Here is a 21,443-nt window from a genome sequence, read left to right as displayed (position 1 = left end):
TGAATATTGATATCTAAGCTTTAAATAAAAACCTAAAAAGAAAAATAACATGAAAAAAGTTATCATTGGAATTGTTGCGATTGTGGCAATAGTGGCTTTGTTTAGCGGTTGTGGATATAACAGCCTAGTAAAACTAGATGAGGATGTTAAAACAAAATGGGGGGCTGTGGAAGCTCAATATCAACGCAGGGCAGACTTGATTCCTAATTTGGTAAATACCGTTAAAGGCGCTGCAAAATTTGAGGAGTCTACATTAACTGCGGTAATTGAAGCGCGTAGCAAAGCCAGCCAAATTACAGTAGATCCTGATAAACTTACAGAAGAGAATATGCAGAAATACCAACAGGCTCAAGGTCAGATTACACAGGCTTTAGGCCGTTTGATGGTATTGACAGAAAACTATCCTCAATTGAAAGCAACTGATCAATTTAGAGATTTGTCTGCTCAACTGGAAGGAACTGAAAACAGAATTACCGTAGCTCGTACTGATTATAATAACTCTGTACAAACTTATAACACTAAAGTAAGATCTTTCCCAAACAATCTTACTGCTGGATTATTTGGCTTCTCACAAAAAGCAGCTTTCAAAGCTGATGCTGGTGCACAGAATGCTCCAAAAGTAGAATTTTAGTTATAAAATAACCTTTTTATGGGGTAATGTATATCTTACACTGTTTAAGCATGCATTACCCTTAATTTTTATTTAATCAGATGTCTATTTTCACTACCAAAGAACAAGAGCTAATTGCCAATGCCATTACCGAAGCTGAAAAAGCTACTTCTGGCGAGATCAGAATTGCCGTTGAGAAACATTGCAAGGGTGATGCTTATGAAAGAGCCACTGTTTATTTCCACGAATTGGGGATGGATCAAACTTCGCAGCATAACGGTGTGCTGATTTACCTTGCAACCGAAGATCATAAATTTGCCATTATTGGCGATAAGGGAATTAATAACTTAGTTCCTCCCGATTTTTGGGAAACCACCAAAACAGCAATGAAAGCTCATTTTATGTCAAACAATCTTTGTGATGGCATTATTGCTGGAATTGCACTTGCTGGCGAAAAACTATCTACATTTTTCCCCCATAAAAATGATGATGTGAACGAACTACCTAACGAGATTGTCTTCATTGATCAAAAACCTTAGGACATTTCGAACTGATTTAATCATCACCTATATGTAACTAAGATGAAAAGAATATTTCTTTTAATAACCCTGCTATTATCGTCTGTATTTGGTTTTTCTCAGGAATTTCCGAAAAAGCCTAGTACCCTGGTTAACGATTATACCAACACCCTATCTCCTGGCGATATTGCCAGTTTGGAAAGAAAGCTTGTGGCATTTGACGATTCGACGTCCAACCAAATCGCCGTGGTTATCCTCAAATCTGTTGGAGATTATGACATTAATGAATATGCTTACCGACTTGGTAGGGCGTGGGGCGTGGGCGGAAAAGAAAAAAATAATGGCGTGGTGTTATTGATCGCTCTTGGCGATCGCAAAATATCCATCCAAACTGGTTATGGTTTAGAGGGCGCATTACCTGATATCTATACCAAAAGGATTATAGAAAACGATATCAAGCCTTTTTTTAAAGAAGGAAATTATGCCCAAGGGATTGAAGCCGGAACAAATTCAATCATTTCACTGATTAAAGGGGAATATAAAAACGACAAACCGAGAGGCAAGAAGGGTGTTGGCGGCGCAGGTTCTGGTTTAATTGTGCTGATCATTATTGTTGTCATTATCCTTCTCCTCAAACGAGGCGGAGGCGGCGGAGGCGGTCAAGTGATTGGTGGCCGTGGTGTTTCTGAAGCACTTTTCTGGGGCTTGTTGTTTGGCAGTGGCCGTGGTAATTCTGGTGGTGGTTTTGGTGGTGGTTTTGGCGGCGGAAGCGGGGGCGGTGGTGGCTTCGGAGGATTTGGTGGTGGAAGCTTCGGCGGTGGTGGAAGTAGCGGAAGTTGGTAGTGGTTAGTGGTTAGTGGTTAGTGGTTAGTGGTTAGTGGTTAGTATTGGAATTTCTACAACTTTAAAACATTACAACTTTCAAACATTTAAACTAAAAATGTACAGAAAAGATTTAATTACCGCAGAGATAGAAAGGCTTGCTCAAGTTTTGGCCAGAATTATGGGATTGAAATTAGAGGGAGATTTGGCAAAGGCGAATGAACTTTTTAACGAAACGATAGAAAATTCATTTAAGCTATCTCCTGCTATTTTAGAAGATAGCGATACTACTGCATTTGAAAATTGGCTGAACGAAACGGATCTTCCTGCCGAAAAACTGGATTCCCTTAGTGAATTTCTTTACTATGAGCTGGGCATTAGCCCCCAACGTAATGCTTTAATCGCTCCTAGATTGAACCTTATTTATAAAGTTTTGGCCGAAAAGCATAAGATTGTTCATTTGGTTAATTTTCACAGACAAGAAATCATACAGCAGTACCTATAAAAGGTAAAATTCAAAAATAAAAATTCAAAACACCCAACCTATTTATCAAGTCCGATACGTTAAACTTAAAGCTTACTCAAGCTATTTTTAATTTTTACTTTTAACTTTTGAATTATATTCATGGAAATAAAAAAATGGCAAAAACTTGCCTCTAGATATTTAGTAAGGGAAAAATGGGCTACACTTAGGGTGGATACCTGCGAACTTCAGAATGGGACCATTAAAGACGACTACTACGTTTTGGAGTATCCAAATTGGGTAAACGCGGTAGCACTTACACAAGATAACCAAATGATTTTGGTACGTCAGTACCGTTTTGCTGCAGACATCATTTCATTAGAAATACCCGGGGGCGTAATTGATGATGGCGAAGCACCAGAAGTAGCCATTAAAAGGGAATTGCTAGAGGAAACAGGTTATAGTTTTGACAGTTGCGAATTGATTGCAACCTTATACCCTAACCCAGCAACCTCAACCAACAAGACCTTTACCTATTTGCTAAAAGGCGGCATAAAAACCCACGACCAGCATTTAGATGAACATGAAATTTTAAATGTAGAACTCTACAGTATTGATGAGGTGAAACAATTACTAAAAGATAACAAGATTGATCAATCTTTACATACTGCCGCCTTATTTTATGGATTGGCAGCTTTACAAGAACAATATCTTTAACGATCAAGCACTCCCTATCTCATTAAGGAGTGCTTAATTTTTTGTTGATGACTTCAATTGCCTTTTTTAAATAGGCATCATCACTACTTTTAAGCAATCCCATATTATCAATTGGATAATCAGGTTGTAATCCTTTTCCTACTTCAGCATATTCTTTCTTATTTCTATCAACGGTATTCCCTTCGGTAAGCACTAAAAATGCACCGTCTGCTAATTTATGTTCCTGATTAGCAGAAGTCAATCCAGTAGTTTTTGTTCCAACAAAAGAAATATTTTTCTGTCCAACGAAGGATATCGCTGCAAATTCCCCACTACTTCCTGTTCCTTGGTTAATGAGTATCACTATTGGCATTCTTCCTATTTTGACTTTTTGACCACCTAATTTAAATTGATACCTGGCCAAGTTGTTTTCGTAGAATTTCCCATTTTTAAAATTCATAAAAATATACTTTCCAAATCCGTCTTTACATCCTATCACGTTGCTTTGGTTTAAGAATGGCGAAATAGAAGCGTACATCGGCGCAAACATCCCGCCTTCATTGTCGCGAAGATCAATCATCCATCCTTTTGGATGTTTTGATTCCAACTCTGCAATTTTATGCCAAAAGGTTTTTACATATTCGTCCCACTCTGTAAAGTTAAAGCTAGCAAAGGAAGGCAGTTGGACATAAGCATACCCACCTTCTAAAATTGCCGACTTCATTACAGGGAATTGTTGTCCTGTTTTTCTATAGCCCAACAAGTAAGCTTCAACCTGTTTAGGTGAAAAGAATTTAGAATGACTATCTCCCAATTTAAGCAAGGTATTTTTGATGATTGGATAGGTATCTGCTATTGTCTTCGCATTTTCGGCAGCTTCGTTAGCGTTTTTATAAATTTCTTCCCACTTTAACTTGCTACTGTTCACCGACCTCTTTCTCATCAAATCCAATGCTTCTTTTAGATAAAGCTTAATGCTATCTGTTTTGCTTTTTTGCAGCTTAACCAAGTTCTCTTGTGCATTAGCCCCTGCAAATACGAGCAAGAAAAGCACGACTAAAATATTTTTATTCATCTTCTGCATCTCCTGCTTACGGTTTTCCCACTTCATCAATAGCATATGCTAGAAAGGTGTCTTTTCCTTCAAGAATATCGGCTTTGGTGAATTTTATCTTCCTATCAATTTTCACACCTATCCCTTGGGCTGAAGTCCCGTCATTGTAATAGATTGCATTGCCTGTAAAGTGTATATTATAATTACCTGGAATATTGAAGTGCTTTTCGTCGCCATCGCCCCCTGAAGTTTGTTCGCCAATGGTGATGGCTTGAGGAAACATCGATTGCAGGCTCATGGTATTCCATTCCGACATACTACGTGTCCTGGCATTTACAATGATGGCTACTTTACCTTTATAAACTACATGCTCTGGCACAACATTAACATTGTTATAAACTTCAGGGGAATTGAGCCAATTGTAAGTACCTATGTTGTTTAAATTAGCTTTAACATATTTAGCAAAGCGATGGTCTAATGAGCCGAATTTCTTGTATAAATAGGTATACATAAATCCAGGCCATTGTGGATAGCCTCTCATATCAAAAATGATAGCCCTTTGTTGAGCTGCCAAATTTAAGATCGAATCTATGTGACAATCTATTTTATCCTCTGAAACATTCTCTATCAATTGAATAATTTTATCAATGTTGAAATAAGCAATGTCATTATTCAATAGCATAAACCCTTTCATATTGTCTGATGTTTTCGCTTTATTTTGGAAAAAAAAATTGATATTTTCAAGTGAGGGCTTATCGCTTAGGCCTACAAATTTTACCGCTACAGTACTAGGTCCTTTATCGCCTGTGATTTTTAAACTCACATCAATGGTGTCTGAACGCCAAATAAAATTGGTGCTATAGTTATTCAAATTTGAAATTAAGGTACTCCTGTTTGACGTAGATAGCAATCCACTCAATGTATCAATCCTTGCAGCAATAGTTTGTCCATTAATTTCTGTAATCCAATCTCCAATATTGATTCCCGCCTCCTTGCAAACTTCAGGCAAAATGATTCCTGTTACCAGAATATGTTTGTCCATAATTCGATAATCAAAAGGCGGATAAAACGTATTCTTAAAAATTTGGCTCTTAAATTTTAAGTCTGCATAAAACCGATTATAGGAATGCGAATCGTTTAAGTTTGCTACAATTTTCAAGATCAAAACTTCGTATTCCATTCTGGAACTACAATTTTTAAATAGCGGAATATTTCTTTTCATTACTACGCCCCAGTTTTCTTTCATCAAATTATGATGTGGATCTAAATAATCAATTACTCCCTGCAATTTTGCTAATGCCAAAAACCGCATGGGTTCTGGCAAATTCACAGATGCCTCAAAAGCATACTTTTTTTCATTTGGAATTTCTGTGTTGTAATTAAGCTTGGGCACGTAGTAGTTGCTGCTAATATCTCTACGATTATAAACCTCAAGCAATAGATTTTTGAGAGAATCACTCAAGTCTTTGCTTCGCACATACCAGCGATGTAGTGGATTAACTTTTACGACGTTTTTCATCGAAACTTGCAGCATTTCGGGATTAGGATTCACACTACCAAGCGACTGGATGGTCTGAATAAGCATATGGTTAAGTTCTTTACGTGTTGTGACGTCTCGCAATTGCCCATACTTGGCTAAGAAAAAGGAATCGGCATCCATTTTTCCTGAAGTAATTTTCTGATGATTGTATTTCAGAAAATTCCAAGTTTTGATAAAAAGCAAAAGCTTATCGGTTTCATTAATGTTTTGGGAGCGTACTGTTAAACAAACGAAGCATAGTAATAAGGTATAGGTAATCTTTTTCATAAATCTATTTCTCTATTTTCTTCAAAACTGTAGCATCAAAATAAATTTGCACTAAAGAAATTGACCAACCTGTATTTTCCATTGACGAAAGCTCCAACCCGAATAAAATCCAACTCAACCTTATTTCAACCTTTTTGATGTACAAATATTGACTGTTGGTACATTAGTTAATCTACTTGAGCATTGATTATGCTATTTTTAGCAAAACTTGTTCATGAAGAAATCACATTTTGCTTATTTCCACATTGGCTATTGGCTAATTCTTTGGCTTAAAGAATTACTCTTCGGTTTCCAAACGTATAATATCGACGAGCTTACTTTTACGAATGTGGTCAGTGTTTTAACCGTAAAGCTAATTACCTTAATTTTTCCGCTCTGTATATTTTACACCAATTTTCTGTTACTGGTCCCGAAACTGGTTAAAGCCAAAAGAATATTTTTATATATTGTTTCCGTTTTTTTGCTCTTCTTAATTCTTGCTCCCATACATCATTATGTATATGCCATTATCTTACCTCAAAAATTTGGCTGGTACTCCTATGCATATCTTGATAAACTCAATTTTTGGCTCTCTTTTCAGACCTTAATTTTCGAGAATTATGTGTACGTATTTTTTAGCTTGGCCATTAGCTATGCCAACGCATTTTTTGAAACGCAACAGAAACAAGAAGCATTAGAAAAAGAACAAGCCATTACAGAATTGGCTTATTTAAAATCACAGATCAATCCACATTTTCTGTTCAACACCTTGAACGATATTTATGCACTCACCTATCAACAAGCTGAGGAAGCCCCTGAAGCGGTTCTTAAACTTTCAGCTTTGCTAAGATACATGTTAAAGGAGAGCAATGATAAATTTGCCTGGGTTGGAAAAGAAATCGAGTATCTTAAAAATGTTATCGAATTGTTTGAAATTGGACAAAAGGGAAATGCCTTTATCCATTTGGAAATTAAAGGCACGGTAGATCAACAACAAATTGCACCTTTAATATTGATCAACTTTGTTGAAAATGCCTTTAAACATGGCGTGATTAATGACCCTGAAAATCCAATACAAATTATGATGTTTATTACTACAGATCATTTGGATTTTCGGGTATCGAACAAGAAAAACCATGACCAAAAAGACCAAACTGGCGGCATTGGCTTAACAAATGTTCAAAGAAGACTTACTTTAATTTATCCAGAAAAATATCAGCTTCAAATTATAGATGAGAATGATACTTTTACAGTAACCTTAAAATTAAACTGGACATGATTCGTTGCATAGTTGTAGATGACAAACCCCTTGCTATTGATATCTTAAATGATTACATCAGTAAAGTGCCCGATCTGAATTTAGTTTTCTCTAGTACCAATCCTTTGGAAGCATTAGAATATATTATGAAAAATGAGGTCGACCTTGTTTTTCTGGATATACAAATGCCACAACTGAATGGTGTACAGTTCATGAAGATTGTACAGGGCAAATGTAAAATTGTTTTAACCACTGCTTATACCGAATATGCATTAGATGGTTTTGAGAATGACGCTATCGACTATTTACTAAAGCCCATCTCTTTCGAACGATTTTACAAAGCAGTACAAAAATCACAGCATTACTTTAATGCCAAAAATGAACCTCAAGTTGTAACTCAAGTTATCGAGACCACTCCTACTGTTGACTACATTTTCGTAAAAACGGAATACAAACTGGTTAAGGTCAATACTGATGATATTTTATACATAGAGGGCATGCAGAACTATGTGGCCATTTATACCAAAACAGAGAAAATCATTTCCTTACAGAACATTAAAAAAATGGAGGAGCAACTTCCCAAAAAGCAATTTGCCAGGGTTCACAAATCTTATATGGTTGCCCTCAATAAAATAAACAGCATTGAAAGAAGTAGGATTTATATTGCCGATGCGGTTATTCCACTTGGCGATGTTTATAGAGATGGCTTTTACCAATTGATAGCGGCTAATCATTAAAATAAAAAATCCCCGTCCTGCAATTGCGAAACGGGGATTTTCCATGTATATCTTAAGGCTTAGCTCATTTTCAGTTTCTTCTGAATATCGTTCACATAAGCTTTAAATTTCTTGTCTGTTTCAATCAAATCTTCAACGGTTTGGCAAGCGTAAATTACGGTCGAGTGATCTCTTCCGCCAAAGAAAGCGCCAATGGTTTTTAAAGAGGATTTAGTATGGCTTTTAGACAGGTACATGGATATTTGACGGGCCTGTACAATTTCACGTTTACGTGTTTGCGATTTCACCATTTCCACTGGCACTTCAAAATACTCACAAACCAATTTCTGTATATACTCCATCGAAATTTCTTTCGAGGTATTTTTGATAAAGTTCTTCAACATCTGTTTAGCTAACGCTAAATCGATGTCTTTCTTATTCAAAGTAGATTGTGCCAATAACGAAACCATCGCTCCTTCTAGCTCACGTACGTTATTGTCGATGTTGTGTGCCACGTATTCAATGACCTCTCCTGGAAGTTCGATACCGTCTGCATACATTTTCTTTTTAAGGATGGCCACACGGGTTTCCAAATCTGGCACTTGCAAATCTGCAGATAGTCCCCATTTAAAACGGCTCAACAATCTTTCCTCTAAACCAGCTAAATCTTTAGGAGCTTTATCAGAAGTTAAAATGATCTGTTTTCCTGATTGATGTAAGTGGTTGAAGATATGAAAGAAAATATCTTGCGTTTTTTCTTTACCTGCAAAGTTGTGTACGTCATCCATGATAATCACATCCATGGCTTGGTAAAAGTTCACAAAGTCATTGATGGTATTATTTTTTAGAGAGTCAACAAATTGCTGGCAGAATTTCTCACAAGAAACATAAATTACCAGTTTATCTGGCACACTACGTTTAATTTCATTACCAATAGCTTGGGCCAAGTGGGTTTTGCCTAAACCTACGCCGCCATAAATCATCAAAGGATTAAAGGAAGTACCTCCTGGTTTTGCAGCCACCGCATAACCTGCCGAGCGGGCAAGACGGTTGCAATCTCCTTCAATGTAATTATCAAAAGTATAATTAGGATTTAGCTGAGGGTCTACGTTCAGCTTTTTTAATCCAGGGATAATGAACGGATTTTTAATGTCCTTATTGATAGATACAGGAATAGGCATTGACTGTGTTTTTGCCTCTGCGCCATTACCATTTGACGGCATGTTAGTCGTGTACGGAGATCCTGTGTTCGACGATTTGTCAACCACGATGTTATACTCCAATCTACCCTCATCTCCCAACTGCTTTTTTACCGTTTTTCTGAGCAAACCAACATAATGTTCCTCAAGCCATTCGTAGAAAAATAAACTAGGTACTTGTATGGTTAATACCTTGCCTTCTAATTTAAGGGCTGATATCGGTTCGAACCAAGTTTTGAAACTTTGATTCGGGATATTATCCTTTATAATTTGGAGACAGCTATTCCACACTTCTGTACAAGTTTTTTCCATATCGTTTCTATAATTTATTGGTTTTCAGTCCTAATAAGTGCGTTTTGAATGCGCACTTTCGAGACTTCGAATATTGAAAAAATTATCAACATTCCGAACATTTTTTTGAATTATTTCGTAACTACTTAAACTGCAATAGCATATACAGGTCCAGCTCAATCATTAATGTTAATAACTATTTTTACACACCTTTTTTAGTATTCTCCAAACACTTCCCTAAGGCAATTCGCTATTTCTCCTAAGGTAGCATATTCTTCTACAGCAAGCAAAATAAAAGGCATCAAATTTTCATTCCCATCAGCAGCATTTTTCAGATTCAAAAGCGCATTTGCCACAGCCTCATTATTTCTTTCGGCTTTTAGTTTTTTCAATTTCTCTATCTGTATCGTTCTGATGGATTCGTCGATATTAAACACCTCGTCAAAACTCTCCTCCTTTTGAGTAAATTTGTTTACCCCAACAATGATCCGCTCTCCATTTTCCACTTCTTTTTGATATTCATAAGAAGCATTGGCAATTTCCTGTTGGATATAGCCATTCTCAATAGCATTTACCGAACCGCCCATTACATCGATCTTATCTATATATATGGTAGCCGCCGCTTCTATCTCATCAGTTAACGTTTCTATAAAATAGGAACCCGCCAAAGGATCCACCGTATCGGTTACACCACTTTCAAAGGCTATAACCTGTTGTGTACGTAAAGCAATTTTAGCCGCAGCCTCTGTAGGCAACGACAAAGCTTCATCGTAACCATTGGTATGTAACGACTGTGTACCACCTAATACTGCCGCCAAAGCCTGGTTTGAAACCCTGATTACATTATTCAATGGTTGCTGTGCAGTGAGCGTTGAACCTCCGGTCTGCGTATGAAAACGGAGCATCATAGCCTTTTCGTCTGTAGCCCCCAAGTTTTTGGTGATATTTGCCCACATGCGCCTCGCAGCTCGGAACTTCGCAATCTCTTCAAAGAAATTATTATGGCAATTGAAGAAGAACGACAATCGCTTAGCAAAAACATTAATGTCTAATCCTTTCTGCAATGCTGCATTTAAATAAGCCTTACCATTAGCCAAAGTAAAGGCCAATTCCTGCACCGCAGTAGAACCAGCTTCACGAATATGGTATCCCGAAATGGAAATGGTATTCCACTTTGGCAATTCTTTACTACAATATTCAAAAATATCGGTAATGATACGCATGGATGGCTTAGGCGGATAAATATAGGTCCCTCGAGCCGCGTACTCCTTTAATATATCATTCTGTATCGTTCCAGATATTTGTTTCAAATCAGCACCTTGTTTTTTTGCCAGGGCAATGTACATCGCCAATAATATAGATGCCGTGGCATTTATGGTCATAGAAGTAGTGATCTGCTGTAACGTTATGCCATCAAACAGAATTTCTATGTCTTTCAATGAGTCAATGGCTACCCCAACCTTTCCTACTTCACCCTCTGCCATCTCATCATCAGAATCGTAACCAATTTGGGTAGGCAAATCAAAAGCTACCGATAGCCCCATGGTTCCCTGTGCCAATAAATAATGGTAACGTTTATTAGATTCCTCGGCGGTTGAAAAACCAGCATATTGGCGCATGGTCCATAACCTACCACGATACATGTCTTTCTGTATACCTCTAGTAAAAGGGAATTGCCCAGGCAGTTCCTCATTTTTTGGCGCAGTGGTATATACATTCTTTATTTCTATTCCGGATGTGGTAGTATATTTTTTGTCCATGGTTTAAATGGTATTTGGTTAGTGGGCATTTGGTCAATTATTTATTTGTCCAATCGGCTAATCGTTCGAGCATACTGTCAATCATCCAGTTAACCAATTCAAACAGTTAACCTCAAAATAATTTATGTATATCCTGTTTAATTAAGCCAATAGCCAATTCGTAAGGATTCTCTTCTATCTCGCTCATGTAATTAAGCACCTTTTTGCTCAATTCTCTTCCCGATGCTTCAGCAGGCAAATTTTTCACGGCATTATTTACCATGGCAATCGTATCATCTTTCAATTTGCGAACGACATTCCAAGTAGCCGCTTCAATATAAAGTTGCTGTGTAATGTTATGCTGAAACTCAGTCTTGATCTCATTGATGGCCATCACCTGTAAAGCACCAACCTCAATGCCCTGCTGATACAATCTCAAAAGCAGGTTAGATGGATTAATACGATCCACAAAAATGATCATCCGCTCATGTGCTTGCAAACGTAAATTCAGCAAATTACTTTTATCATCCGCGGGCACAACACTACTATTTCTTGAACTCAAATACCTCATCACATCGTTTCTCACCATATAATAGACCACTACCACTATAAATGTACCTCCTACCGCTAGGCTTGTTGAGTTTAAAAGAAATTTACCTAAATCCATTTTCAGTTTTGTTTATGCATCGTAATATTAGCCAAAACGACAGGCAAAAATGTACATAAATATTTATATTTGTTTGTCATAATTTTAAATAAGATGAGTAACACTGTTGAAACTAGCTTTGCACCTGTAACCTTTACCGAAGGCGCTGTTAAAGAACTGATAAAACTAAAAGACCAACAAGAAATTGCTGATGATTTTGGGCTTAGAGTTGGCGTTGAGGGCGGAGGCTGCTCAGGCATGAACTATATTTTAGGTTTTGACCAAAAGAAAGAAGGCGACCAGGAGTTCTTCATTGAAGGCATTAAAGTATTTATGCACAAAGCCCACCAAATGTATCTTTTAGGAATGCAAATAGATTGGCAAGATGGCCTAAATGCTAGAGGCTTCACTTTTAACAATCCAAATGCGGCCAGCACTTGTGGTTGTGGAACAAGCTTCTCTGTATAAGCAAAAAATATTGTAACATTTTAAAAGGTCTCGTTGTCTTAACAACGGGACTTTTTATTTTTACTACTAAAGGTTAATGATATAAGCCAAAGGTTGTAATATTGTAGACCAGAGTCTTCATATTAATTGATATCTTAACTATCCAATATACCAAAATGAATTATAAAGAAAACGTACGACTAGCGATGCAATCCATTAAGAGTAACCGTTTGCGTACTTTTCTTACCGCACTTATTATTGCCATTGGCATATCGGCGTTAGTGGGCATATTAACTACCATTGATGCCATTGAGAAGAAAATGACCGATGCTTTTTCCAGCATGGGTGCCAATGCATTCACCATTAGAAACCGCGGCACCAATATTCGTATTGGAGGCCCAGGACAAAGGCCTAAGAGCTATAAGCCTATCAGGTATGAAGACGCCCTAAAATTCAAGGAAAGATTAAATGCTCCTGCTAGCGTATCTATTAGCGTGTTTGCCAGTAATGGGGCTACCGTAAAATATGGACAAGAAAAAACCAACCCCAACATTAACATTAGGGGTATAGATGAAAATGGACTAGCAGCACAGGGTTTGGAACTTGGGCAAGGCAGAAACTTCAATAGTGCCGAATCGCTGAGCGGCCCTAATATTTGCGTTATTGGTTCAGAAATTGCCAAGACCTTATTTAAAAATAGCGACCCTTTGGATAAAGTAATCAATGCGGGCAATAACCGTTTGCGGGTAATTGGCGTGTTGGCCAGCAAAGGTTCGGGCATGGGCGCTAATGTAGACAGGGCTGTATATGTACCGCTATTTAAAGCCAAAGTTATTAATGCCAATGCCAATCCATCTTACACCATTACAGTACTGGTTCCGAATGCCGATCTGATAGATAATGTTATTGGCGAGTCTACTTCTACCTTTAGAAGTATCAGAAAAATAAAAATCGGCGAAGGCAACAATTTTGAAATTACGAAAAGTGATGCGGTTGCCCAAACTCTAATAGAAAACTTACAAGTAGTAGTCTATGGCGGTGTAAGCATTGGTATCATTACCCTGCTAGGTGCATCCATCGCATTAATGAATATTATGCTGGTATCTGTTACAGAACGTACACGAGAAATAGGAATCAGAAAAGCCATTGGTGCAAATCCAGCTGTGATCAGAAGGCAGTTTCTTATCGAAGCCATAGTAATTTGCTTACTCGGCGGCGTACTGGGCATATTGCTGGGCATTGCCATAGGTAATATTATTTCGCTGGTAATGGGCGGTGGTTTCATTATTCCTTGGCTTTTCATAGGGCTTGGCCTAGCTTTATGTGTATTGGTTGGTGTTGTTTCCGGCTATTATCCTGCCAAAAAAGCATCGAAACTTGATCCAGTAGAAGCTTTACGTTACGAGTAATCTTTTTAGAAAAGCGAATTTAAAGGTGCTTCCGCAACGATAGCCCTTCTTTCCGCTACAATCTTTTGCCTTTATCATTTCATGATAGGCAAAAGTATTTCCACTTTAATAAGGTTTACCTTTTAAAGCAAGTGCTTTTGGCAAAATCATAACAGCAGATTGTTCAACTGGCCTTGCTTTAGCAACTCTTCCACTCTTGACAAGTTTAGACTTTCTTCTAAGGCTTTCGCATGTCTTAAGTGATGCATATCGCTACCCAAAAATGAGATACAACGCTGATCAACCAAGCTATCCGCCGCCTTTTTTACACCTTTACCATAGTAACCTGTTAGCGAAATGGTATTTAATTGCAAAAAGCAACCACTATCTTTTATTTGCTGATAGTTTTCAATACTTCCATGATAGTAGGGGTAACGTTCTGGATGTGCCAAAACAGGATAAAACCCCGCATCTTGAATTTTAAACAGCACATCGATTATATTGGGCGGCTGATTGATGTATGAAAGTTCGAATAGCAGGTAATTATTCCCAAAGCCTAAAACTTCCTTTCGTGCCAATTTATTGAAAAAGGTTTCATCCAAATAGTATTCCGCTGCCGCTTCTACCTCCAAATCAATCTGGTTTTGTAATAATCCTTGCTTCAAAATATCTAGTCCCTTATGAATGCTATCGGGAGTATTCCTGTAAAAATCGGCCATGACATGCGGTGTAGCAATGACTTTTTTAAAGCCCATTGCCACATATTTTCTGGCCATCGCTAATGAAGCCTCCAAATTAGGTGCGCCATCATCAATACCAGGAATGATATGCGAATGCATATCGGCCCCTATCGCAGAAAAGTCGACTTCGGGTAATTTAATTCGCTTTTTAAACAGACCAAACACTTTGTGAAATTAAAAAATAAGTGGCTAAAGTCATTAATCAACCTGCTTAGGCAGGCCTAAATCAAGTGCCGTTTTCGAGATATAACTACCATAGACCTTTGCAAGCAAAGCGTTTAGTTCTTCTTTTAGATCAAATTGCAGATCCTCATGTAGTTTTTCGAACTTACGCAATAACATCAAGATGGCTTTCACCACGTAATTGGCCAATAACTGCTCATGATTTTTAGACAAGGAGTAAACCTTATATCTAAAGCTCATAGGAGCCAGGTTAAACATCAACAGTTTCAATTCCACCTCTTCGAAATCTGCTTTGGTGACCTTATAAAAATGATTGATTTGCTTAGCGAGCTTACGAAGTAACAGCAAGGTATCTTTTGCACTAGTTTTTGGAGTGGTGTTTAGTTCTTCCAATACCTCAGTGACTTCATTTTTAATAAAAGCAACCCTATCATTAAGGTTGCTTTCATCTTCTAACAATAAAAAATGTAAATGTTCAGTAAGCACTTTGTCCTTAGCCACCAAGCGTAAAAGCAGTTTGTCTTTCTCTTTTACGGGCAGGGCCAATATTTCTTTCTTCAAATCTTTGTGCTCACTAAGTTTCATTTTATCTAAAATGGATTATCGCGAAGGTATTTTTCCCATTCCCAAGCAGAGCGCATCATCTCGTTCAAATCTAGCTCAGTTTGCCAGCCTAAAATTGCTTTAGATTTGCTTACATCACCATAAATCTGTTCGATATCACCTTCTCTCCTAGGCGCAATCTGGTAGTTTAACTTTTCGCCAGTAGATTGCTCGAATGCATTAATGATTTCCAATACCGATGAACCTTTTCCTGTACCCAAGTTAAATACATCGTAACCGTCAATCTTTCCATCGGTCAGCAATTTTATGGCAGCAACATGTGCTTTTGCTAAATCTACCACGTGGATATAGTCACGAATAGCAGAACCATCTGGCGTATTATAATCATCACCAAAAACCTGAATAGGGCCTCTTTTACCAATGGCCGACTGGGTGATGAAAGGCACTAGGTTTTGAGGCACTCCATTTGGCAACTCACCAATTAAAGCGGTAGCATGTGCACCAACTGGATTAAAATAACGTAACGAAACTACATTAAGACCTGGTGTTGCCTTAACGGTTTCCCTTAAAATTTCCTCCGCTACCTGCTTAGTGTTGCCATAAGGCGATTCTGCCTTTTTCACTTCGCTATCTTCGGTTACAGGCAGCCTATCTGGCTGGCCATATACGGTACATGAAGATGAAAAAACAAAGTTGGCAGTAGGGTATGCAGTTAACAAATTGATTAAACTGTAGAAATTGTTTTTGTAGTATTTCAAAGGTTCTTGTACCGATTCGCCAACTGCTTTATATGCTGCAAAATGGATGATTCCTGCTACATCTGGGTGCTGTTCCGCAAAACCGTTCACCGCAGCGGCATCTTGTAAATCTAGTTCGATAAACTCGTGATACTTTCCTGTGATCTGATGTAATTGATCAAGTATTTTGATACTCGAATTGGCTAAGTTATCCACAATCACCACTTCGTAGCCTGCATTATGCAATTCTACTACCGTATGTGAACCAATGTAACCTATGCCTCCAGTAACCAATATTTTCGCCATGCGTTTGCTTATTTATTGTAAGTAGTAAAGTCTTTATGTTCTATTTTGGCCAGCGCTTCTGCTGATAGTGATTTGAAATACTCGTAAGTAATCTTTAAACCTTCTGCCCTATTCACTTTTGGCTCCCAATTCAGCAATTGCTTTGCCTTGGTAATATCAGGTCTACGCTGTTTCGGGTCGTCCTGAGGCAATGGCTTATAAACAATTTTCTGATCGGTACCTGTCAACTTGATGATCTCTTCGCAAAACTGCTTGATGGTAATTTCATCGGGGTTACCAATGTTTACCGGACTGGCATAGTCAGATTGCAATAAACGGTATATCCCTTCGATCAAATCATCTACATAGCAAAAAGAACGTGTTTGACTACCATCCCCAAAAACGGTCAAGTCTTCTCCTCTTAATGCCTGACCAATAAATGCAGGCAAAACCCTTCCGTCATTCAGTCGCATACGAGGCCCGTAAGTATTAAAAATACGTACAATGCGGGTTTCTACGCCATGAAAAGTATGGTAGGCCATAGTTATAGCCTCCTGAAAACGCTTGGCTTCATCATATACGCCACGTGGACCAACTGGGTTTACATTACCCCAGTATTCTTCGGGCTGAGGGTTTACGTTTGGGTCGCCATATACTTCAGAGGTTGAAGCAATCAGCATTCTTGCACCTTTTGCTCTAGCCAAGCCTAATAAATTATGCGTTCCCAATGAGCCAACTTTTAAAGTTTGGATAGGAATCTTCAAATAATCAATAGGACTTGCCGGCGAAGCGAAGTGCAGGATATAATCTAATTTCCCCGGAACGTGAACAAACTTGGAAACATCGTGGTTGTAAAACTCAAAATTCTCCAACTTGAACAAGTGCTCAATATTTTGCAGATCTCCAGTAATAAGGTTATCCATCCCAATCACATGGCAATTTTCTTTGATAAATCTATCACAAAGGTGTGACCCTAAAAATCCGGCAGCACCAGTAATCAATACTCTTTTACGTTCCATTAGCTAACAATTTTACGACCAATACTGTTGTAATAATAACCTAGGTCTATCATTTTTTGCAAATCAAACAGGTTACGCCCGTCAAAAACAACTTTGCTTTTTAGGATTTCATCCATTTTTTCAAAATCTGGATTACGGAATACCGACCACTCTGTAGCGATCAATAAGGCATTCGCACCTTCTAAAGCCTCATATTGATCTTTAGCATAACTGATCTTATCGCCCACCAATGCTTTAACATTTTCTATAGCTTCTGGGTCAAATACGGTAACTTCTGCTCCTGCGGCCAATAAATCGTCGATGATGTACAAAGCTGGTGCTTCACGAATATCATCCGTCTCTGGTTTAAAAGCTAGGCCCCAAAGCGCAAACTTTTTGCCTTTGATATCGCCTTTGAAATATTTCAGCACCTTTTCGGTTAAAACGGTCTTTTGCTTTTCGTTCACATCCATCACGGCTTTTAAAATCTTAAAATCGTATTGATGCTCAACTGCCGCTTTCTCTAAAGCTTGTACATCTTTAGGGAAGCAACTACCTCCATAGCCAATTCCTGGGAATAAAAATCTTTTACCGATCCTGTCGTCAGAACCAATACCCTTACGAACCATATCTACATCAGCTCCTACAATTTCACATAAATTGGCAATCTCATTCATGAAAGTGATTTTTGTTGCCAAAAACGAGTTTGCCGCATATTTTGTCAATTCAGAAGAACGTTCATCCATATAATAAATTGGGTTCCCCTGACGTACGTAAGGCGCATATAGTTCGCCCATTAGCTTTTTCGCTTTTTCACTGGTTGTTCCAATGACTACACGATCAGGTTTCATAAAATCATCCACCGCTACACCTTCACGTAAAAACTCTGGGTTAGAAACCACATCTACTTCCACCTTAGTATTTGCTGTAAAAACAGCCGCTACTTTATCTGCAGTACCAACAGGCACGGTAGATTTGTTTACGATTACCTTATATTCTGTGATTAACTTGGCAATATCCTTCGCTGCTCCCAAAATATAAGAAAGGTCGGCGGCACCATCACCTCCTGGAGGAGTAGGTAAAGCCATAAAAATAATTTGAGCCTCTTTAACGGCTTCTGCAAGATTGGTTGTAAAAGACAATCTGTTTTGCGCTATGTTACGATGGAAAAGTACATCTAAACCTGGTTCGTAAATAGGTAGTTGTCCTGCCTTCATCTTATTCACCTTCTCTTCAACAATATCTACACAAATGACATTATTGCCCGTTTCGGCCAAACATGTACCTGTTACCAAACCTACGTAACCCGTACCGATTACAGCTATCTTCATATATTTTGGATTGTTTTTAACATTAATATCTATCTTCGAGCGAAGATAACAAATTATGCAGCAATATGTATTGGCTTTACAACATTAGTATGTTAATTTATGGCCTTCTGGTAAGATTGGCATCACTTTTTAATGCTAAAGCAAAGCTTTTTGTAGATGGTCGAAAAGGTATTTTTGAACATATTGCAGCTAAAGTTAATGCTAACGAAAGACCTATTTGGTTTCATTTTGCCTCATTAGGTGAATTTGAGCAGGGCCGACCGGTATTGGAGCGCATTAAATCTTCAAAACCCAACGAAAAAATAATCGTTACCTTCTTTTCACCTTCGGGATATGAAATCAGAAAGAATTATGCTTTGGCCGACGGCATCTTTTATCTTCCTTTGGATACCATTGCAAAAGCTAATCGATTTGTAAAATTGGTAAATCCCAAAATGGCCATATTTACCAAATATGAGTTTTGGCCAAACTACTTTAAGGCTTTAGCAAGACAAAACATTCCTCTTTACATTATATCAGGTATTTTCCGTCCAAACCAAATCTTTTTTAAGACATATGGTGGCTTTTACAGAAATGTATTGAAATGCGTGAAACACTTTTTTGTACAAAATGAAGAAAGTGCTATGCTACTGAAAAGCATTGGCATTAACAACGTTGATATTAGTGGCGATACCAGGTTTGATCGCGTTTACGAAAATTCACAAACACCAAAACATCTTCCGCTGATTGAAAAGTTTTGCGGTGAGGCCCCGGTCTTGATAGCGGGCAGCACTTGGCCAGAGGATGAAAAACTATTGGTCCATTTAGCTGCAAAAAACCCGAATTGGAAATTGATTATTGCACCGCACGAAATTCATGAAGCCCATATCAATGCCATTGCCGATTTATTTCCAAATAGCTTAAGGTTTTCCAAATTAAATATAGAGGCAACCGCTGAAATCGGATCACAAGTTTTAATCATCGACAACATCGGTATGCTATCCTCTTTATATCAATATGGCAAAATTGCTTATATAGGTGGGGGATTTGGTGTAGGAATACACAATACTTTAGAAGCCGCGGCATTTAGCCTTCCGGTAATATTTGGGCCTAACTATCAGAAATTCCAAGAAGCAAAGGACTTAATAGAAATTGGTGCTGCAAAAAGCATCAACAACGCTGAAGAACTTATTGCTGCTTTTGAATATTACCTAACACATGAAAGCGGAATACTAGCAAAGAACTACGTAGCGCATCAAAAAGGTGCTACTGAAATGATCATCAAGAAAATTTTCGAAAGTTAGATCTGATCCACGCGCACCCAATCCATACCCGCAGCAATAGCTCCTTGTACCCCTAGTTCTGCATCTTCAAAAACGATACACTTTTTGGGGTCTACACCAAGCGCTTCGGCAGCTGCCAAAAACGGATCCGGAGCGGGCTTACCTTTTGGCGTTTCGCCAGCACAAACCATTACATCAATCAGATCTATTAAGCCCAGCACAGTGAGGGTTTTGGTCACGGTTTTTCTACTTCCACCAGAAACCACGGCTATTTTAACTTTACCCACATGGTTTTTCAAATGCTCGGCAACGTACGAAATAGGTTGTGTTTGTTCAATATATTTATCGATAAAAATCTGCGATTTCTCACTTGCAAAAGTATCTGGCAAAGGCACTCCGTATCTCTTGGTAATTTCCTGAGCAAAAAGAGCGGTTGGCATCCCCGCAAATTCATCTACCATATTTAAATCCAGCCCAACACCATAATTTGCGGCAACTTCTTCGTAGGCCATTTTATGGGCCAGCATATTATCGGCCAATGTACCATCACAATCGTATAGGAAAGCTTGGTATTCGCCTTCAGTTCTTCGGGTTAAAAATTCGAGTTTTTCTAAGTGTTTGTTATCCATTATATCGACATTTTAGCCAAGACCTCAATAAATCTTTCGTCGGTATTTAAGCTTTCTACCAGTTGTACCTTTTCACCACCAAGCTCCTTAAATTCTTCGTTATATTCTACGGTAATTTCATAAATGGTTTCTAGACAATCAGCTACAAATGCTGGGCTAAATACCAAAAGACGCTTTTTGCCTTCAGCAGCCAGCTTCTTCAATACATCTGTAGTATAGGGCTGTATCCAAGGTTCCTTTCCTAGACGCGATTGATAGCAAACTGAATAATTTTCACGGGAAAGCTCTAATTTTTCTGCTAAAAGTTTCGCGGTATTATGGCATTGAGCCGAATAACAGAACTTATTCGCATTGTTATAATTTTCACAGCAGTTATTCACTTTCAAACAATACTTCCCAGTATGGTCTGATTTGGTCATTTGTCTTTGTGGTAGGCCGTGAAAGCTAAACAATACGTGATCATAATTTTCAACACCATGTTTACGTGCATTATCTGCAAATATTTCCAGCATTAAATCATTGTCATGAAATGAATTCACAAAAGACACTGGCGGTATGGTTGGCCATTTGCTCAACAGTTCCATCACTAGCTGTAAAACTGAACCTGTACTAGCTGAAGCATATTGAGGAAATAGAGGGATTACTTTTATACTGCTTACCAATCCCTTTTTTAAATTCTCCAAAGCACCTTCTATTGATGGGCTTTGATAGCGCATCGCTAACTCCACCTGATATTCGCTACCCAGCTTATCTTGCAGCATTTTAGCTTGCTGTTCACTATAGTAAAGCAAAGGTGAACCTTTTTCATCCCAGATTTTTTTATAGAGCTTTGCAGTTTTAGGGCTACGGAAAGGTACAATTATCCCTTTAACCAATAGTGTCCTATTAAGTTTTGGGATATCAATCACCCGTTCATCCATTAAAAATTGATCAAGATACTTTCTTACATCTTTTACTTCTGGACTATCTGGAGTACCCAGATTAACTAGCAATATACCTTTCTTGGCCATTAATTTTCTTATTTGCCGCAAATATAACTTGATTTGCGATTTTAGGGACACGATTTTAGATTTTAAGACAC

22 protein-coding genes are annotated in these 21,443 nt (G+C 38.1%); 10 read left to right on the top strand and 12 right to left on the bottom strand.

Annotated elements, in window-relative coordinates; genetic code table 11:
* Positions 1-49 precede the first annotated feature (49 nt).
* The 5 genes from ABDV71_RS14470 to ABDV71_RS14450 all read left to right on the top strand — a co-directional run bounded on the left by ABDV71_RS14470 (position 50) and on the right by ABDV71_RS14450 (position 3,130).
* Positions 50-631 (top strand): LemA family protein, encoded by a 582-nt coding sequence (locus ABDV71_RS14470; protein WP_343533760.1) that lies wholly within the window; start codon positions 50-52, stop codon positions 629-631.
* 80 nt (positions 632-711) lie between these two features.
* Complete coding sequence (locus tag ABDV71_RS14465) at positions 712-1,149, top strand: TPM domain-containing protein (RefSeq protein ID WP_199131949.1); 438 nt, start codon at positions 712-714, stop codon at positions 1,147-1,149.
* A gap of 42 nt (positions 1,150-1,191) precedes the next feature.
* Positions 1,192-1,971 carry a TPM domain-containing protein gene (locus tag ABDV71_RS14460; protein WP_343533756.1) on the top strand — a complete coding sequence of 260 codons (780 nt, stop codon included), beginning with the start codon at positions 1,192-1,194 and terminating at the stop codon, positions 1,969-1,971.
* 97 nt (positions 1,972-2,068) lie between these two features.
* Complete coding sequence (locus tag ABDV71_RS14455) at positions 2,069-2,455, top strand: hypothetical protein (RefSeq protein WP_343533754.1); 387 nt, start codon at positions 2,069-2,071, stop codon at positions 2,453-2,455.
* A gap of 120 nt (positions 2,456-2,575) precedes the next feature.
* The gene (locus tag ABDV71_RS14450; RefSeq protein ID WP_343533752.1) at positions 2,576-3,130 is read left to right on the top strand and encodes an NUDIX hydrolase; all 555 of its coding nucleotides are present in this window, start codon (positions 2,576-2,578) and stop codon (positions 3,128-3,130) included.
* A gap of 22 nt (positions 3,131-3,152) precedes the next feature.
* Here ABDV71_RS14450 and ABDV71_RS14445 read toward each other — a convergent pair whose 3' ends face one another.
* Together ABDV71_RS14445 and ABDV71_RS14440 are read right to left on the bottom strand one after the other, a co-directional pair.
* The gene (locus tag ABDV71_RS14445; protein WP_343533751.1) at positions 3,153-4,220 is read right to left on the bottom strand and encodes a S41 family peptidase; all 1,068 of its coding nucleotides are present in this window, start codon (positions 4,218-4,220) and stop codon (positions 3,153-3,155) included.
* Positions 4,201-5,970, bottom strand: coding sequence for a S41 family peptidase (locus ABDV71_RS14440; protein WP_343533749.1), 1,770 nt, complete (start codon positions 5,968-5,970; stop codon positions 4,201-4,203). Before ABDV71_RS14440 ends, ABDV71_RS14445 begins: the two co-directional genes overlap by 20 nt.
* A gap of 214 nt (positions 5,971-6,184) precedes the next feature.
* Here ABDV71_RS14440 and ABDV71_RS14435 point away from each other — a divergent pair, with 214 nt between their 5' ends.
* Positions 6,185-7,228 (top strand): histidine kinase, encoded by a 1,044-nt coding sequence (locus tag ABDV71_RS14435; RefSeq protein WP_343533747.1) that lies wholly within the window; start codon positions 6,185-6,187, stop codon positions 7,226-7,228.
* Positions 7,225-7,944, top strand: a complete 720-nt coding sequence (locus ABDV71_RS14430) for a LytTR family DNA-binding domain-containing protein (protein ID WP_343533745.1) — start codon at positions 7,225-7,227, stop codon at positions 7,942-7,944. Before ABDV71_RS14435 ends, ABDV71_RS14430 begins: the two co-directional genes overlap by 4 nt.
* A 59-nt stretch (positions 7,945-8,003) precedes the next feature.
* Here ABDV71_RS14430 and dnaA read toward each other — a convergent pair whose 3' ends face one another.
* From dnaA to ABDV71_RS14415, 3 genes are all read right to left on the bottom strand, one after another.
* Positions 8,004-9,434: a chromosomal replication initiator protein DnaA gene (dnaA, locus tag ABDV71_RS14425; protein ID WP_113648507.1), complete on the bottom strand. Its 1,431-nt coding sequence runs from the start codon at positions 9,432-9,434 to the stop codon at positions 8,004-8,006.
* Positions 9,435-9,628: 194 nt separating this feature from the next.
* Positions 9,629-11,173, bottom strand: coding sequence for a methylmalonyl-CoA mutase family protein (locus ABDV71_RS14420; protein ID WP_343533742.1), 1,545 nt, complete (start codon positions 11,171-11,173; stop codon positions 9,629-9,631).
* 112 nt (positions 11,174-11,285) lie between these two features.
* Positions 11,286-11,819: a hypothetical protein gene (locus tag ABDV71_RS14415; RefSeq protein WP_343533740.1), complete on the bottom strand. Its 534-nt coding sequence runs from the start codon at positions 11,817-11,819 to the stop codon at positions 11,286-11,288.
* Positions 11,820-11,912: 93 nt separating this feature from the next.
* On the opposite strand from ABDV71_RS14415, the gene ABDV71_RS14410 reads away from it, so the two are divergent.
* Both ABDV71_RS14410 and ABDV71_RS14405 read left to right on the top strand, forming a co-directional pair.
* Positions 11,913-12,266, top strand: coding sequence for an iron-sulfur cluster assembly accessory protein (locus ABDV71_RS14410; RefSeq protein ID WP_343533738.1), 354 nt, complete (start codon positions 11,913-11,915; stop codon positions 12,264-12,266).
* Between the two features lie 155 nt (positions 12,267-12,421).
* The gene (locus ABDV71_RS14405; RefSeq protein ID WP_343533736.1) at positions 12,422-13,654 is read left to right on the top strand and encodes an ABC transporter permease; all 1,233 of its coding nucleotides are present in this window, start codon (positions 12,422-12,424) and stop codon (positions 13,652-13,654) included.
* 146 nt (positions 13,655-13,800) lie between these two features.
* Here the strand turns inward: ABDV71_RS14405 and ABDV71_RS14400 are convergent, their stop codons facing one another.
* From ABDV71_RS14400 to ABDV71_RS14380, 5 genes are read right to left on the bottom strand one after another with little or no spacing between them, the layout of a single operon-like run.
* Complete coding sequence (locus ABDV71_RS14400) at positions 13,801-14,538, bottom strand: CpsB/CapC family capsule biosynthesis tyrosine phosphatase (protein ID WP_343533734.1); 738 nt, start codon at positions 14,536-14,538, stop codon at positions 13,801-13,803.
* A gap of 33 nt (positions 14,539-14,571) precedes the next feature.
* Complete coding sequence (locus ABDV71_RS14395) at positions 14,572-15,141, bottom strand: hypothetical protein (RefSeq protein WP_343533731.1); 570 nt, start codon at positions 15,139-15,141, stop codon at positions 14,572-14,574.
* A 5-nt stretch (positions 15,142-15,146) separates the two neighbouring features.
* Positions 15,147-16,163: a UDP-glucose 4-epimerase GalE gene (gene galE, locus ABDV71_RS14390; protein WP_343533729.1), complete on the bottom strand. Its 1,017-nt coding sequence runs from the start codon at positions 16,161-16,163 to the stop codon at positions 15,147-15,149.
* Between the two features lie 8 nt (positions 16,164-16,171).
* Positions 16,172-17,161 (bottom strand): UDP-glucuronic acid decarboxylase family protein, encoded by a 990-nt coding sequence (locus ABDV71_RS14385; RefSeq protein WP_343533727.1) that lies wholly within the window; start codon positions 17,159-17,161, stop codon positions 16,172-16,174.
* Positions 17,161-18,471 carry a UDP-glucose/GDP-mannose dehydrogenase family protein gene (locus ABDV71_RS14380; RefSeq protein ID WP_343533725.1) on the bottom strand — a complete coding sequence of 437 codons (1,311 nt, stop codon included), beginning with the start codon at positions 18,469-18,471 and terminating at the stop codon, positions 17,161-17,163. The genes ABDV71_RS14385 and ABDV71_RS14380 overlap by 1 nt, the downstream gene beginning before the upstream one ends.
* A 65-nt stretch (positions 18,472-18,536) precedes the next feature.
* Here ABDV71_RS14380 and ABDV71_RS14375 point away from each other — a divergent pair, with 65 nt between their 5' ends.
* On the top strand, positions 18,537-19,754 hold the full coding sequence (locus ABDV71_RS14375) for a glycosyltransferase N-terminal domain-containing protein (protein WP_343533724.1): 1,218 nt from the start codon (positions 18,537-18,539) through the stop codon (positions 19,752-19,754).
* On the opposite strand, the gene ABDV71_RS14370 is transcribed toward ABDV71_RS14375, so the two are convergent.
* Entirely contained in the window at positions 19,751-20,362 is a 612-nt protein-coding gene (locus ABDV71_RS14370) for an HAD-IA family hydrolase (RefSeq protein ID WP_343533723.1), read from the bottom strand. The two genes, ABDV71_RS14375 and ABDV71_RS14370, sit on opposite strands and share 4 nt — an antisense overlap.
* Positions 20,362-21,372 (bottom strand): ferrochelatase, encoded by a 1,011-nt coding sequence (gene hemH, locus ABDV71_RS14365; RefSeq protein ID WP_343533721.1) that lies wholly within the window; start codon positions 21,370-21,372, stop codon positions 20,362-20,364. The genes ABDV71_RS14370 and hemH overlap by 1 nt, the downstream gene beginning before the upstream one ends.
* Between the last annotated feature and the right edge of the window lie 71 nt (positions 21,373-21,443).

The organism is Pedobacter sp. (assembly GCF_039594775.1).
In the GTDB taxonomy this organism is placed as follows: domain Bacteria; phylum Bacteroidota; class Bacteroidia; order Sphingobacteriales; family Sphingobacteriaceae; genus Pedobacter.
The sequence above is the reverse complement of the archived record's forward strand: the minus strand, read 5'-3'. Positions and strand labels throughout refer to the sequence as shown.

Excerpts from the sequence above, each read along its gene's own strand:
- ABDV71_RS14470 (WP_343533760.1), top strand. The coding sequence starts at position 50 with ATGAAAAAAGTTATCATTGGAATTGTTGCGATTGTGGCAATAGTGGCT.
- ABDV71_RS14465 (WP_199131949.1), top strand. The coding sequence starts at position 712 with ATGTCTATTTTCACTACCAAAGAACAAGAGCTAATTGCCAATGCCATT.
- ABDV71_RS14460 (WP_343533756.1), top strand. The coding sequence starts at position 1,192 with ATGAAAAGAATATTTCTTTTAATAACCCTGCTATTATCGTCTGTATTT.
- ABDV71_RS14455 (WP_343533754.1), top strand. The coding sequence starts at position 2,069 with ATGTACAGAAAAGATTTAATTACCGCAGAGATAGAAAGGCTTGCTCAA.
- ABDV71_RS14450 (WP_343533752.1), top strand. The coding sequence starts at position 2,576 with ATGGAAATAAAAAAATGGCAAAAACTTGCCTCTAGATATTTAGTAAGG.
- ABDV71_RS14445 (WP_343533751.1), bottom strand. The coding sequence starts at position 4,220 with ATGAAGTGGGAAAACCGTAAGCAGGAGATGCAGAAGATGAATAAAAAT.
- ABDV71_RS14440 (WP_343533749.1), bottom strand. The coding sequence starts at position 5,970 with ATGAAAAAGATTACCTATACCTTATTACTATGCTTCGTTTGTTTAACA.
- ABDV71_RS14435 (WP_343533747.1), top strand. The coding sequence starts at position 6,185 with ATGAAGAAATCACATTTTGCTTATTTCCACATTGGCTATTGGCTAATT.
- ABDV71_RS14430 (WP_343533745.1), top strand. The coding sequence starts at position 7,225 with ATGATTCGTTGCATAGTTGTAGATGACAAACCCCTTGCTATTGATATC.
- dnaA (WP_113648507.1), bottom strand. The coding sequence starts at position 9,434 with ATGGAAAAAACTTGTACAGAAGTGTGGAATAGCTGTCTCCAAATTATA.
- ABDV71_RS14420 (WP_343533742.1), bottom strand. The coding sequence starts at position 11,173 with ATGGACAAAAAATATACTACCACATCCGGAATAGAAATAAAGAATGTA.
- ABDV71_RS14415 (WP_343533740.1), bottom strand. The coding sequence starts at position 11,819 with ATGGATTTAGGTAAATTTCTTTTAAACTCAACAAGCCTAGCGGTAGGA.
- ABDV71_RS14410 (WP_343533738.1), top strand. The coding sequence starts at position 11,913 with ATGAGTAACACTGTTGAAACTAGCTTTGCACCTGTAACCTTTACCGAA.
- ABDV71_RS14405 (WP_343533736.1), top strand. The coding sequence starts at position 12,422 with ATGAATTATAAAGAAAACGTACGACTAGCGATGCAATCCATTAAGAGT.
- ABDV71_RS14395 (WP_343533731.1), bottom strand. The coding sequence starts at position 15,141 with ATGAAACTTAGTGAGCACAAAGATTTGAAGAAAGAAATATTGGCCCTG.
- galE (WP_343533729.1), bottom strand. The coding sequence starts at position 16,163 with ATGGCGAAAATATTGGTTACTGGAGGCATAGGTTACATTGGTTCACAT.
- ABDV71_RS14385 (WP_343533727.1), bottom strand. The coding sequence starts at position 17,161 with ATGGAACGTAAAAGAGTATTGATTACTGGTGCTGCCGGATTTTTAGGG.
- ABDV71_RS14380 (WP_343533725.1), bottom strand. The coding sequence starts at position 18,471 with ATGAAGATAGCTGTAATCGGTACGGGTTACGTAGGTTTGGTAACAGGT.
- ABDV71_RS14375 (WP_343533724.1), top strand. The coding sequence starts at position 18,537 with ATGTATTGGCTTTACAACATTAGTATGTTAATTTATGGCCTTCTGGTA.
- ABDV71_RS14370 (WP_343533723.1), bottom strand. The coding sequence starts at position 20,362 with ATGGATAACAAACACTTAGAAAAACTCGAATTTTTAACCCGAAGAACT.
- hemH (WP_343533721.1), bottom strand. The coding sequence starts at position 21,372 with ATGGCCAAGAAAGGTATATTGCTAGTTAATCTGGGTACTCCAGATAGT.